This is a genomic window from Lentzea miocenica, assembly GCF_033949945.1.
Classification (GTDB): Bacteria; Actinomycetota; Actinomycetes; order Mycobacteriales; family Pseudonocardiaceae; genus Lentzea; species Lentzea miocenica.
Genome location: NZ_JAXAVW010000002.1, coordinates 239,679 through 251,065, shown reverse-complemented (window position 1 = coordinate 251,065; position 11,387 = coordinate 239,679). Strand labels below are relative to the sequence as shown.

Here is an 11,387-nt window from a genome sequence, read left to right as displayed (position 1 = left end):
ACGCACACCTCCGTGAAGTCTCGGTGCGTCCAAGCCTCGCCGCGAAACGCGGCCGCCGATCCCCCTAAGCGACCCCTAGGGCGGCGGGGTCCAGCTCACTCGGCCTCACCACGCCGATCGGCGTTCGCACAGGCCGAGCGCAAACAAAAAGCGCCACCGGGAAATATCCCAGTGGCGCACGTGAAAAGCTGGAAAACGGCTACTGCAGGTAGCCCTCGACCTCACCGACGGAACGGGCCGGCACGTCGTCCGCGTCCTGACCCTGCGAACGGGCCGCGCGGCGTCGGCGCAGCAGGTCCCAGCACTGGTCGAGAGCTTCTTCGAGGGCGCGCAGGCGGTCCTTCTCCTCGGCGGAGGAGATCTCGCCCGTCACCACGCGTTCGCGGAGCTCGTGCTCCTCGGCGACCAGCTCGTTGATGCGGCCCAGCACGGATTCGTCGGTTATCTACGCCTGTCCCGTCTCGAAGCGCTTCACTCGCCCCGACTCTACGTCGAAACGCCAGTACGTGCGCATCTCGCCCCATGTGTCGTTGCGGTACCGGATGATCAGGGACTTTCCGTCCGCGGAGGACGATTCGACCTCCATGTGGCCGTTGTCGTCGAAGATCTCCTTGGCGGTCCACGCGCGCAGGTCGCGGTCGGTGCCGTCGTCGTACATGGACGCGTCCGGCGTGAGCAGGCCGAAGAACGCCGTCCTGTCGCCCGCGTTCACCGCGGCGATGAACGCGTCCACGGTCGGATCGCTGGTCATGAGTGCCTGTATACCGCTGACGCCGGATCGTCGCAGGGGCCAGTCAATGCACGGCGACCAGATAGATGCCATACGCGATGAGGGCGGCACACGCCACAAACGACACGGCAGGCACAACGCGGTGACCTCGGTCCGCGACGGCCAACCCCGCCGAGAACAACGTCACCACGCCCGCGCCGAGCACCAGTGACACGGCGAAGACCTCGCCCAGCCCGGTCCAGTCGATGTTCATGAAAGCGCTCCTCGGACGTTGTGCGCGCCGACAGGATTGCGCCGGGACAGGATCCAGGCCCCGGCGCCGACGACCACGCCGATCACCGCCACCACGAGCACGCCGGCGGTCCCCCGCGCGGCGGTCTCCCCGGCCAGCGCACCGACGACAGCGGCCGCGGGCAGGGTGAGCACCCAGGCCGCGGCCATGCGCCCGGCGACGGTCCACCGCACGTCCGCCAGCCGCTTGCCGACTCCCGACCCGACCACGCCGCCCGCGCACACGTGCGTGGTGGACAGTGCGAAGCCCAGCTGCGAGGACGTGAGGATCACGGCGGCCGCACCGGTCTCGGCCGCGAAACCCTGCGTGGGCTCGACATCGGTGATGCGGCGGCCCATGGTCTGGATGATCCGCCACCCACCCAGCCACGTGCCCAAGGAGATCGCCAGCCCCGCGGACACGATGACCCACAGCGGCGGTTCGGCGCCGGCCGGCAGCGATCCGGCCGTGATCAGGGTCAACGTGATGACACCCATCGTCTTCTGCGCGTCGTTGGTGCCGTGCGCCAACGACACCAATGAGGCTGACGCGATCTGCCCGTACCGGAACCCACGAGTCGCGGTGGACGCACGGCGAGTCAGGCGATAGGCGACGAACGTGCCGACGGCCGCCACCAGCCCCGCGATCAACGGCGACGCAACGGCGGGAACGAGCACCTTCTCGACCACGGCGGTGAACCGGACCGCGTCCGAACCCGCCGCCACCCAGGTCGCGCCGATCAGGCCGCCGAACAGGGCGTGCGATGAGCTGGACGGCAGCCCGAGCAGCCACGTCGCGAGGTTCCACACCACCGCCCCGACCAGGCCGCCGAACACCACGGCGGGCCCGATCCGCGTCTCGTCGACGAGCCCGCTCGAGATGGTCTGGGCGACCTCGATGGACAGGAACGCGCCTACCAGGTTCAGCACCGCCGACACCCCGACCGCGACCCGTGGCGGCAACGCGCCGGTCGCGATCGAGGTGGCCATGGCGTTCGCGGTGTCGTGGAAGCCGTTGGTGAAGTCGAACACCAACGCGGTCACCACGACGACGACAACTACGACTTCCATGAACGCCGGAGTTGCCGCACGGGGTGAACACACACCCACATCGAGATGAACTACGGCAGGGCTGCCAGCGACAGGCTGTTCCCGTCCGGATCCAGCACTTCCACGTGCCGGACGCCGTTGGAGTACGTCTCGACGGGCTCGTGGGTGACGCCGCGCTGAACCAGCCGGGCCAGAGTCTCGTCGAACTCGGTCCCGGACACCCCGAACGTGATCGTCGAACCGCCCACCCGGGACGACCGCACGTCACGGTCGTCGATCACGAGGCAGGCGTTCTGCCCGACCTGCCAGAGGTACTCCTCGCCGATGATCTCGTCCGCCTCGCGGCCGAAGAACACCTCGTACCACTCCCTCGACCTGGCCAGGTCGCTCACACACATCACGCTGTGCAGGTCCACGCGGTCCACCCTCCCAGTTCTGGTCGAGAGGGTGGACCACACGTGCGGACGGAACTCATCGGTGTCAGCTGCTTCGAGGCAGGTTCACGATCGACGGGACAACGGCGCTGCCGGTCCAGACCCCCAGGCCGGACCGGCGGCGCGTCTTCGGATTCAGCGTGTCCATCACCGTCAGAGCGTGTCTCCCGGCCCCCTGACCAGGAAAGACGTTCGGACGACCCCGGACACATCCGGTCAGCCGGTCAGAGCCGCCACGGCGAGCAGTTCTCCGTGCCCGCTCCGACGCACACCCTCGCGTAGAGCGCGTCGGCGTCGCCGAAGACGGCGGAGGCGTCCACGGTCGCGCCGAACCCGGACGCCACGGCGACCTGCTTCACCCACGACTCCCCGCCCGCGTCGGCGCGCACCCACAAGTACGCGTCCAGACCGTCGTCAGCGGTGTCCTTGAGGTACGAAGGCTCGCGCACCATCGGTGCCTTGCCGTAGAACCTGCCGTACACGGTCGCATCGGCACCGGGCATGGACACGGCGATCACGAAGTGGCACTGGTCGTCGGCGCCAGGGTCGTACACGGGATCGCCGCCGCATTTGTTCAAGGCCTGGGCGGCAGGGGCGACGCACAGCCCGACCGCCAACGCGAGAGACAGCGAGACAGACAGCTTCTTCATGGTCAGCCCACCCATCGCGAGCAGTTGGCTTCACCAGGACCGAGACACACCCGCGCCTGGAACGTCGTCACGAACACCCCGTCCGGCGAGGTCCACTCGACGTCGGTCCGCGCGCCCGGTCCCGAGGCGACCGCGATCGGTTCCTTGTGCTTCGTGCCGGTGTACGGCCCGTAGAGCACCCACAGGTAGGCGTCGAGGCCGTCGTCGGCGGTGTCCTTGACGAACGTCGGAGTGCGCAGCACCACCGTGAGTTCCGCGGCGAACTGCCCCTCCGCGTGTCCCTCGCCGCCGGCCGGCGAGTCCAGGTTCAGCACGAACCTCCCCGGACACCCCGATCCGGGGTCGTACACCGGATCACACGTGGCGTGCGCGGGCGGCGCCACGAACGCCCCCAGAGCCAGCGCGGCAGCCATCGACACAGTCACTTTTCTCATGAGCCCCCTTGTGCTCACGGATCTACCAAGCGCGGCACCGGCTCACAAGCTGTTCGGACGATCCCGGACACCCCGATACCCCGCGTCCGCCAGCACCTCGCTCGCCCGCCGACGGGTGTCCTCAGCGGCCGCCCAATCACCGCGAGCCTCATATGCCCTGGTCAGAGCCACCAGAGCCAGTCCGGTCATGACGTTCTGGCCGGACTCCCGAGCCCGATCGCCCGCCTCGGCCGCGTCCCTCAGCGCCGCGTCGACGTCACCGGCGGCCAGATCCAGCCACGCCAGCTCGACCAGCGCGTCCGCCACGCCGTGCCCGTACCCGATCGCCACCGCCATCCGCCACGCCCGCCGCAGCTCGTCCCGGCGGCCGCGGACCGAGGCGGCGGTGATCACCGCGTCGATCTCCACCCGGCCGGAGCCCTTCGCGAGCGACAACGCCTGTTCCGCGCACCGCAGCGCCTCGTCCGGCCGTCCGGCGTCGCGGTGCACGCGGGCGAGGTCGTCGAGCGCCGCCGCCTCGCTCACCCGGTCCTCGTGGTCGTGGTTGAGCTGCCGGGCGCGTTCCAGGAAGTGCGCCGCCTGGTCGAGATCGCCGAGGTAGCGGTGCACGACACCGAGCGCTCCCAACGAGTTCGCGGCCGACCGCAGCTCGCCGATCTCCTCCCGCAGCTCCACGGCGGCCTGCAGGTCGGCGGCGGCCTCGACCAGCCGTCCGAGCCGCATCTCGGTCTGCCCCAGGTTCCCGAGTGCACGCGCGCGCCTGGCCGTGTCACCGATTTCGGCGTAGAAGGCGAGCTCCTCGCGGAAACACCGCACCGCGTCGTCCAGCGAACCCAGCTCCGCGTAGACGCCGCCCAGGTTGCCGAGCGTGCTGAACTCGCGGAACCGGTCCCCCGCCGCCCGGCTGAACTCGACCGCGTGCTCGAAGTGCTCGGCCGCGGCGCGGTAGTCGCCCGTGCCCCAGTGCGCGGTGCCCAGCGACAGGTGCATCGTCGCGGACGCGCTCGCGTCCCCGCGTTGCGTCGCGGCGGCCAGGCCCACGCGTGCCACCGCCAGCCATTCCGCGGTGTGGCGCCGCAACCAGTAGCAGCCGCGCAACGCGTCGGTGAGCAGCCACGCCATCGGTGCGCCCGCTTGTTCGATCATCGACACCAAGGTCGCGCGCTCGGTGTCGAACCACTGCAACGCTTCGGTGGCACCGGCAAAAGCGTGCTGAGGGGTGACCGTCGCGAGCACCGAGAAGTCCGGACGCACGGCGCGTGCGGCTGCGACCGCCATGTCGAGGTACTGCTCGTAAAGCCTCACCAGCGAACCGTCGGAAGGACTGTCCTCAGCCGTGTACCGCTCACGGGCGTAGAGGCGGAGCAGGTCGTGCAGTCCATACCGGCCGGCCGCCCTGACCTCGACCAGGTGTGCGGCGACCAGGGTGCGCAACGCGGCCTCGGCACCGGGAACGTCGAGCAACGCGGCGGCGGCACGAGCGGGCAGTTCCGGTCCTGGTGCGACCCCCATGCGCCGGAACAACGTCCGGGCGAGCGGATCGAGCGCCGCGTAGGAGTGGCCGAACGTGGTGCGCACCGCGGCGTCCTCGTCGCCCTCCACCTCCAGCGCGGTGAGGCGGTCCCCCGCGGTAAGCTCCGCCATCAGTTCCGCGATCGTCTGATGTGGACGGTCGGCGAGGTTCGCGGCGGTGATCCGCAGGGCGAGCGGGAGATAGCCGCACAGCCGGACGAGCTCGTCGACGGCGTCCTCCTCGCGCAGCACCCGTTCCGGGCCGAGCACGCTGATCACCACGGCCGGGCCCTCCTCCGGGGTGAGCACGCCGAGTTCCAGCCGGTGCGCGCCATCGCGCGCGACGAGCCCTGCCAGGCGATCCCGACTCGTCACGACCGTCATGCAGCCCGGCCCGCCCGGCACGAGTGGACGGACGTGTGCGGCGCTCGGCGCGTTGTCCACCATGACCAGCACACGCTTGTCGGACGTGATCGACCGGTACATCCCGACCATCGCGTCCTGCTGCAACGGGATGTCCTCACCGGGCACGCCGAACGCGCGGATCGCCAGCGCCAGCGCCTGGTCCGGGGTGACCGCCGGGCCGGACGAGTACCCGCGCAGGTCCAGGTAGACCTGACCGTCCGGGAACCGGTTCGCCACCTGGTGCGCCCACTGCACGGCCAGCGCGGTCTTGCCCACGCCGGGAATCCCGCACACCACCGCGAGCCTGCTGCCGCCCTCCAGCAACGCGGTCAGTTCCTTGAACGCCTTGGCGCGACCGCTGAAACCCGGCACGACCGCGGGCAGTTGCCGTGGCACGTGAGCCGATACCGCGGGGCTGCGGGCCGGTTCGGACTGCGCCCGGCGCCACGCGGCGAGCCACGGCTCCGCCTCGGTCGTCTGGAACGCCTTCAACAGCCCCTGGAAAACCTCCAGCGCCGGCGCGGTCTTCCTCCGTGGACTGAGCGCGTCGGCCAGGGTGCTGCGGGCGAGCCCGGACAGCTTCTCCATCTGCCGCAACGACGGATTGCCCGCCCACACCTTCAGAGCGCGCAACGCGGCGATCAGCTCGTCGAGCGTCTGCACGTCGTCCGGTCTCGGGCGGGACATGACTGAAGCCTAATGATCTCGGCGGTCCCAGGTGGCGCGATCGGACCCGGTTGGCTCTCGAAGTGGTCCGACCACTTGTTTACACTCGTGAACGGGCCGCCGAACCCGCCGCGCGAGCACGTCCGCAAGGAGTGCCCGCCGCCTCCCCCTGCCAGGAGGAGCTATGAAGGCACGGAATCGGCTCGCCCTAGCGAGTCTCACCGCATCCGCCGCTCTGGCCGTCGCGTTCCTCGTCCCCACCACGGTCGCCAGCGCCCACGGCACGATGTCCGACCCCGCCAGCCGGGTCTACACGTGCAAGAACGAAGGCCCGGAGAACCCGAAGTCCGACGCGTGCAAGGCGGCGGTCGCCGCCGGTGGCACGCAGGCGTTCTACGACTGGAACGAGGTGTCGCTGCTCGACGCGGGCGGGCGCCACCGCCAGATCATCCCGGACGGCAAGCTGTGCAGCGCGGGCCGCGACAAGTACCGCGGACTCGACCTGCAACGCGCCGACTGGCCCGCCAAGCGCGTCTCGGCTGGCTCGCTGACCGTCACGTACCACGCGTCCGCACCGCACTCGAACAGCAACTTCGAGTTCTACATCACCCGTGAGGGCTGGAGCCCGACACAGCCGCTGCGCTGGTCGGACCTCGTGCACCTGCAGACGTTCAACAACCAGAACCCGACCACGTTCACGAACTGGACGCTGAACATCCCGCAACGCTCCGGCCGCCACATCATCTACTCGATCTGGCAACGCGTCGTCGGCAGCGCGGAAGCGTTCTACACGTGCTCGGACGTCGACTTCGGCGGCGGCGGCAACCCACCCCCGACGACCACGACCACCACGCCTCCGCCGACCACCACCACGACTCCCCCGCCGTCGAGCGGTACCTGGGCGGCCGGCACGACCTACCAGATCGGCAACCAGGTCACCTACAACGGCGTGAACTACGAGTGCCAGCAGGCGCACACCGCCCTCGCCGGGTGGGAGCCGCCGAACACGCCCGCGCTGTGGCGTCGTCTCTGATGCGGTTCGCCGCACTCCTGCTCGTCCTCGCGATGTCCGGTTGCGCCGCTTCGCCGGTGCGGCCGGACACCGTGTTGCGCGGCGATCCGCTGGACGTGATGTTCCTGCAGATGATGGTTCCGCATCACGAGCAGGGCGTCGCGATGGTCGCGCTGGCCGGGGACCGGGCACAGGACAGCGACCTGAAGATGCTGGCCGCGGCCATCGCGTCGACCCAGGCGACCGAGGCCGACACGATGAAGGGCTGGCTGAGCTCGTGGGGTGAGCCGCTGACCGCGCCACCGGACTCGCACGCCGGTCATGGCGGCATGCGCCGGTCCGACCCCGAGGAGGTCGCCAGGCTGGCCGCGTTGCGCGGCGCGGAGTTCGACCAGCGGCTGCTCAACGTCATGATCGCCCACCAGGACGACGCCGTGCAGATGGCGCGGTGGGAAGCCGGCGGTGGCGCCCACGAGGAGGTGAAGGAGCTCGCGGGCCGGATCGGGAAGTCCCGCACCGCGCAGATCGGCATGATGAAGAAGTTCCTCGACAGGGCCTGACGGGGTACCCGGTCGGCAGCCAGTAAGGAGGCCGACATGCAGCCAGTCCCGTTCATCCCCTGGAATTGGCGTGACCCGTCCTGGACGGACCAGCCGGAACACGACGAGGAGATGCTCGCCCAGCGTCCCGACACCAGCCTGATCGGGTACGAGGTCGAGGCGACCGACGGAAGCATCGGCAAGATCGACGAGGACAACGCCAAGGTGCCGCACGACTGCCTGATGGTCGACACCGGACCGTGGATCTTCGGGCGCAAGGTCGTGCTGCCGGTCGGCACCGTGCAGCGCGTGGACCACCAGGACAAGAAGGTCTTCGTCGACCGCACGAAGGAGCAAATCAAGAACGCTCCTGAGTACGACCCGGACAACCACGAGGACTACCGGAAGCGCACGGACGAGTACTACAGCGAGAGCTACCGGTTGATGCCGCCGATGCTCTAGCGGGCAGTCTCCGGCGCCGCGAACTCGGGCACGCGCGGGCGCACACCCAGCACGTCCGTCAGTTCCAGCACCTGCAACGGCCGCAGCACGGCCGCGGTGTTCGCGACGACCATCAGCGCGCTGCCCCGTCTCAGGCACATGTCCTGGTGGTCCAGCAGCAGTCCGATGCCCTGGGCGCCCAGGAAGTGCAGATCCGTCAGATCGACCACGACGGGTGCGGGCGGGGCGACCGCGTGAACGGCGCCGTCCAGCAACGTGGACAGCTCTTCGGCCGTGGAGCAGTCCAGCTCACCGGCAACGCGTACGACGACAGCGGCGCCCACGCTTTCGCTTCTGGTGCGGAAGGGGACATGCTCGTCGGTGCGCATACGCAACCTCTCGCTGGGAAAGCACGACCGCCACGGGCTGGCTGCTCAACCCGGATCGACCGTAGCGCAGTCCGGCGGTGATCGCGGTTCAGCCGCCTGTACGGGGCTGATCGGACGAGAGGTTCCCTCGGATGGAGCACGGGTGGTCACCGCGGGATCGGAGGCCACCACGCTGGTGTGTCCGCCGGGTTACCATCGATCGGAGCTACCCGCGGCGAAAATCGCGCGGCTCAACTCCCCGCACCCGGCCGACAACTCACAGTGCGCGCTGTTCTCTCGCGACTCCGTGAGCCGAGGACTTCAGGAGCTGGCACTGGACAACACGGCACCCGCCCGCGGCGCCCCGCAAGACGTGGGGCGCCCCAGATGACGGGCTTCTTCCACGAGACCGCGCTCTACGGCTCCGACGACGACTTCCTGGCGATCGCGGTGCCGTTCGTCGAGGGTGGCCTGCGCGCGGGCCAGCCGACCCTGATCGCGTGCGCGGCGAAGAACAGCACCCTGCTGCGCGGGGCGCTGGGCGAGGACAACGCCGTGATCTACCTGCCCGGCGCCGACCAGTACGCCCGGCCCGCCGACGCGATCGCCAGCTACCGCGAGATCTTCGGCGGCCACGCCAAGGCGGGCGCGACCCAGATCCGCACGATCGGCGACGTGCCGCACCCCGGCTTCGGTGTGCCGTGGGACTGGTGGGGCCGCTACGAGAACGCCGTCAACCAGGCGTTCGCGGAGTTCCCGCTGTGGGGACTGTGCCCGTACGACACCAGGATCACCTCGCCAGAAGTGCTCGCCGACGTCGCACGCACCCACGAGTACGTCGCCACCGCCTCTGGTGAGCATCTGCCCAACCCGGACTTCTGCAATGGCCAGCCGCTCAGCACACCCGTCCCGGACGTGCTGGAACAGGCCGCCCCGCGGGTCTCGTTGATCAACCCGACGCCCGCGGCCGTACGTGAGGCGGTCGGCGCGGCGATCGCGGGCACCCTGCTCACCGAGGACAACGCGCACGACGTCGTGTACGCGGCGAGCGAGATCGTCACGAACGGCCTGAGCCACGGCGTCGCGCCGGTGCGGTTCCGACTGTGGGCGGACGACTCACGCGTGGTGGTGACGGTGACCGATCAGGGTTCCGGCCCGGTGGACCCGCTGGCCGGTCTGGTTCCGACGGCGGCGAGCCGGTCGGCCGGGCTGGGGCTGTGGATCCTGCACCGCACGTGCGACTACGTGTCGATGGGACGCGACGAGGACGGGTTCACCGTCCGGGTGAGCGTCGGCGGCCACTAGTCAGGCCACGGCGGAAGCCGGCCACACGTACGGCAGGTCGTCCGGCACGTCCGGGAAGAACCGCCGGTAGTGCTCCGGATCCTTGCGCACCAACGCGGACTGGTGGCTGCGATGCAGTGCGTCGTCTCCCAGCCAGCCGGGCAGGTCCCCCGCCGCGGCCAGTTCCTCCTGGGAGCGCACGACCGTGATCCCCTTGGCCCGCGCCAGATCCGACCGCATGGTCACCTCGCAGGTGTCGAGAAACCCGTGCTCCCGCCACACCGAGCAGACCTCCAGGCCGTACCGCACGAGCGCTTCCTCGTGACCGGACCACATCCGCACAGCGGGGTGGTGGCGCCAGCCGTGTCCCGGCACCACCAGCGCCCGCTGCACCTGCAACGTCTCGACCCGCTGCTTGCCGAGCCTGCGTCTGTCCAGCACGCGGGCCGTCTCGGCGAAGTCCGGGTACGGCAGGAAGGTCTGCACGGCCTCAGAGGACGTACCGCGCTGCCCGGGCGGCCTGCGCCTGGTCGACGTGGACCTCGTACCGCTGCGCCTGCAACGTCATGACGCTGGAGAAGTCCCGCCGTCCACGCGTGCTCCAATGCGCGACGAACCCGAAGACCGCACCCCAGAACGCACCGATCACGAGACTGATCAGCAGCAACCACAGCCACCCGGCGCCGGCGGTGAACAGCCCGAACAGCAGTCCGATCAACACACCAAACCACGCGCCGCTCACCGCGCCTGCCGCCGCGGCCCTGCCACGGGTCATCCGCCCGGTGACCTGCTCGACGGTCCTCACGCCCTCACCGACGATGCGCACGCTCTCAACCGGGAAGCCGTCGTCCGACATCCGGTCGACGAGCCGTTGCGCGTCGCCGTAGTCGGGGTAGCTCGCCAGCACGTTCGACCCGGTCACCTTCTGTTCCATGTCCACACCGAACGGTTACCCGCGAACAGGGCGCCTGACACGATCAACTGCCCCGTCCCGTCTTCTCCTGCAGACGGTCGATCAGCTGCGAGGCCTCCACCTTGGTCAGTTCACCCGGCACCTCCTCGCCGGCTTCCTGGGCGAGTGTGTGCAGGTAGGACTCCTGCGGACCGGTCATCGGCTCGTCACCGGTCGTCCAGTCCTCCGGGTCCTTCTCCGGCGTGCGGTTCACTGTCGTCCCCTTTCACTCGAACGCCCGTTCGAGATACCCAGGGCGACAGCGGATCAACCACGCAACGCGACATCACCGGGAAGAGCCGGGCTCGGCACGACCACCGGCCGTTGCACGCGGGACAGCATGCGGTGCGCGACCGTCAGCAACGTCCGCGCTTCCAGTCTCTCGCCGTAGCCGAGGTGTTCGTCGGCGGCCTGGACGCTGGCCAGGACCTGCTGCGGCACAACGGCATCGACGGTCAGGCAGCCTGCCAGCGCCTCGCGCAGACCCGTGCGGGCGTCGTCCGCTTCGATGTTGGCGAGAGCTGTGCACACGGCGTTGTCCAGCTTCTCCAACGCGGTCACGCGCACCTGTTGCAACGACATGTCGTCGAGGGTCATCACACACCTCCGCAGCCGGAAATTCCGCGCCGACTGCTTGACG

At 69.6% G+C, this 11,387-nt stretch carries 17 protein-coding genes; 4 read left to right on the top strand and 13 right to left on the bottom strand.

From position 1 onward, the window contains the following. Positions 1–199: 199 nt before the first annotated feature. From SK803_RS03530 to SK803_RS03495, 8 genes are all read right to left on the bottom strand, one after another. Positions 200–445 (bottom strand): DUF2630 family protein, encoded by a 246-nt coding sequence (locus SK803_RS03530; protein WP_406601479.1) that lies wholly within the window; start codon positions 443–445, stop codon positions 200–202. Continuing rightward, positions 446–751, bottom strand: coding sequence for a nuclear transport factor 2 family protein (locus SK803_RS03525; protein ID WP_319964263.1), 306 nt, complete (start codon positions 749–751; stop codon positions 446–448). 43 nt (positions 752–794) lie between these two features. Next, the gene (locus tag SK803_RS03520) at positions 795–983 is read right to left on the bottom strand and encodes a hypothetical protein (RefSeq protein WP_319964262.1); all 189 of its coding nucleotides are present in this window, start codon (positions 981–983) and stop codon (positions 795–797) included. Further along, positions 980–2,071: an inorganic phosphate transporter gene (locus SK803_RS03515; RefSeq protein WP_319964261.1), complete on the bottom strand. Its 1,092-nt coding sequence runs from the start codon at positions 2,069–2,071 to the stop codon at positions 980–982. The genes SK803_RS03520 and SK803_RS03515 overlap by 4 nt, the downstream gene beginning before the upstream one ends. Positions 2,072–2,121: 50 nt before the next feature. Next, complete coding sequence (locus SK803_RS03510) at positions 2,122–2,466, bottom strand: VOC family protein (protein ID WP_319964260.1); 345 nt, start codon at positions 2,464–2,466, stop codon at positions 2,122–2,124. Positions 2,467–2,708: 242 nt separating this feature from the next. Further along, positions 2,709–3,134 carry a hypothetical protein gene (locus SK803_RS03505; RefSeq protein ID WP_319964259.1) on the bottom strand — a complete coding sequence of 142 codons (426 nt, stop codon included), beginning with the start codon at positions 3,132–3,134 and terminating at the stop codon, positions 2,709–2,711. A gap of 2 nt (positions 3,135–3,136) precedes the next feature. Further along, on the bottom strand, positions 3,137–3,568 hold the full coding sequence (locus tag SK803_RS03500) for a hypothetical protein (RefSeq protein WP_319964258.1): 432 nt from the start codon (positions 3,566–3,568) through the stop codon (positions 3,137–3,139). A 42-nt stretch (positions 3,569–3,610) separates the two neighbouring features. Next, positions 3,611–6,172: an ATP-binding protein gene (locus SK803_RS03495; protein WP_319964257.1), complete on the bottom strand. Its 2,562-nt coding sequence runs from the start codon at positions 6,170–6,172 to the stop codon at positions 3,611–3,613. Between the two features lie 163 nt (positions 6,173–6,335). Here SK803_RS03495 and SK803_RS03490 point away from each other — a divergent pair, with 163 nt between their 5' ends. Genes SK803_RS03490 through SK803_RS03480 form a run of 3 tightly spaced genes read left to right on the top strand, consistent with a single transcriptional unit; the run spans position 6,336 to position 8,164 of the window. Then, positions 6,336–7,184 carry a lytic polysaccharide monooxygenase auxiliary activity family 9 protein gene (locus SK803_RS03490; RefSeq protein ID WP_319964256.1) on the top strand — a complete coding sequence of 283 codons (849 nt, stop codon included), beginning with the start codon at positions 6,336–6,338 and terminating at the stop codon, positions 7,182–7,184. After that, positions 7,184–7,723 carry a DUF305 domain-containing protein gene (locus SK803_RS03485; protein ID WP_319964255.1) on the top strand — a complete coding sequence of 180 codons (540 nt, stop codon included), beginning with the start codon at positions 7,184–7,186 and terminating at the stop codon, positions 7,721–7,723. The genes SK803_RS03490 and SK803_RS03485 overlap by 1 nt, the downstream gene beginning before the upstream one ends. Before the next feature lie 36 nt (positions 7,724–7,759). Further along, complete coding sequence (locus SK803_RS03480) at positions 7,760–8,164, top strand: PRC-barrel domain containing protein (protein WP_319964254.1); 405 nt, start codon at positions 7,760–7,762, stop codon at positions 8,162–8,164. On the opposite strand, the gene SK803_RS03475 is transcribed toward SK803_RS03480, so the two are convergent. After that, a complete protein-coding gene (locus tag SK803_RS03475) occupies positions 8,161–8,532 on the bottom strand; it encodes an anti-sigma factor antagonist (RefSeq protein WP_319964253.1) in 372 nt (123 codons plus the stop codon). The two genes, SK803_RS03480 and SK803_RS03475, sit on opposite strands and share 4 nt — an antisense overlap. A gap of 366 nt (positions 8,533–8,898) precedes the next feature. Here SK803_RS03475 and SK803_RS03470 point away from each other — a divergent pair, with 366 nt between their 5' ends. Continuing rightward, a complete protein-coding gene (locus tag SK803_RS03470; RefSeq protein WP_319964252.1) occupies positions 8,899–9,816 on the top strand; it encodes a sensor histidine kinase in 918 nt (305 codons plus the stop codon). Here the strand turns inward: SK803_RS03470 and SK803_RS03465 are convergent, their stop codons facing one another. The 4 genes from SK803_RS03465 to SK803_RS03450 all read right to left on the bottom strand — a co-directional run bounded on the left by SK803_RS03465 (position 9,817) and on the right by SK803_RS03450 (position 11,344). Next, positions 9,817–10,281 carry an MSMEG_6728 family protein gene (locus SK803_RS03465; protein WP_319964251.1) on the bottom strand — a complete coding sequence of 155 codons (465 nt, stop codon included), beginning with the start codon at positions 10,279–10,281 and terminating at the stop codon, positions 9,817–9,819. A gap of 4 nt (positions 10,282–10,285) precedes the next feature. Then, a complete protein-coding gene (locus SK803_RS03460) occupies positions 10,286–10,729 on the bottom strand; it encodes a general stress protein (RefSeq protein ID WP_319964250.1) in 444 nt (147 codons plus the stop codon). A gap of 43 nt (positions 10,730–10,772) precedes the next feature. Next, complete coding sequence (locus SK803_RS03455; protein ID WP_082373616.1) at positions 10,773–10,907, bottom strand: DUF3072 domain-containing protein; 135 nt, start codon at positions 10,905–10,907, stop codon at positions 10,773–10,775. 107 nt (positions 10,908–11,014) lie between these two features. Further along, positions 11,015–11,344, bottom strand: a complete 330-nt coding sequence (locus tag SK803_RS03450) for a hypothetical protein (protein WP_319964248.1) — start codon at positions 11,342–11,344, stop codon at positions 11,015–11,017. Positions 11,345–11,387: the final 43 nt, after the last annotated feature.

What these genes read in the sequence shown, in the direction of transcription:
- SK803_RS03525 (WP_319964263.1), bottom strand. Translation starts at nt 751, where the DNA reads ATGACCAGCGATCCGACCGTGGACGCGTTCATCGCCGCGGTGAACGCG.
- SK803_RS03520 (WP_319964262.1), bottom strand. Translation starts at nt 983, where the DNA reads ATGAACATCGACTGGACCGGGCTGGGCGAGGTCTTCGCCGTGTCACTG.
- SK803_RS03515 (WP_319964261.1), bottom strand. Translation starts at nt 2,071, where the DNA reads ATGGAAGTCGTAGTTGTCGTCGTCGTGGTGACCGCGTTGGTGTTCGAC.
- SK803_RS03505 (WP_319964259.1), bottom strand. Translation starts at nt 3,134, where the DNA reads ATGAAGAAGCTGTCTGTCTCGCTGTCTCTCGCGTTGGCGGTCGGGCTG.
- SK803_RS03500 (WP_319964258.1), bottom strand. Translation starts at nt 3,568, where the DNA reads ATGAGAAAAGTGACTGTGTCGATGGCTGCCGCGCTGGCTCTGGGGGCG.
- SK803_RS03495 (WP_319964257.1), bottom strand. Translation starts at nt 6,172, where the DNA reads ATGTCCCGCCCGAGACCGGACGACGTGCAGACGCTCGACGAGCTGATC.
- SK803_RS03490 (WP_319964256.1), top strand. Translation starts at nt 6,336, where the DNA reads ATGAAGGCACGGAATCGGCTCGCCCTAGCGAGTCTCACCGCATCCGCC.
- SK803_RS03485 (WP_319964255.1), top strand. Translation starts at nt 7,184, where the DNA reads ATGCGGTTCGCCGCACTCCTGCTCGTCCTCGCGATGTCCGGTTGCGCC.
- SK803_RS03480 (WP_319964254.1), top strand. Translation starts at nt 7,760, where the DNA reads ATGCAGCCAGTCCCGTTCATCCCCTGGAATTGGCGTGACCCGTCCTGG.
- SK803_RS03475 (WP_319964253.1), bottom strand. Translation starts at nt 8,532, where the DNA reads ATGCGCACCGACGAGCATGTCCCCTTCCGCACCAGAAGCGAAAGCGTG.
- SK803_RS03470 (WP_319964252.1), top strand. Translation starts at nt 8,899, where the DNA reads ATGACGGGCTTCTTCCACGAGACCGCGCTCTACGGCTCCGACGACGAC.
- SK803_RS03460 (WP_319964250.1), bottom strand. Translation starts at nt 10,729, where the DNA reads ATGGAACAGAAGGTGACCGGGTCGAACGTGCTGGCGAGCTACCCCGAC.
- SK803_RS03455 (WP_082373616.1), bottom strand. Translation starts at nt 10,907, where the DNA reads ATGACCGGTCCGCAGGAGTCCTACCTGCACACACTCGCCCAGGAAGCC.
- SK803_RS03450 (WP_319964248.1), bottom strand. Translation starts at nt 11,344, where the DNA reads ATGACCCTCGACGACATGTCGTTGCAACAGGTGCGCGTGACCGCGTTG.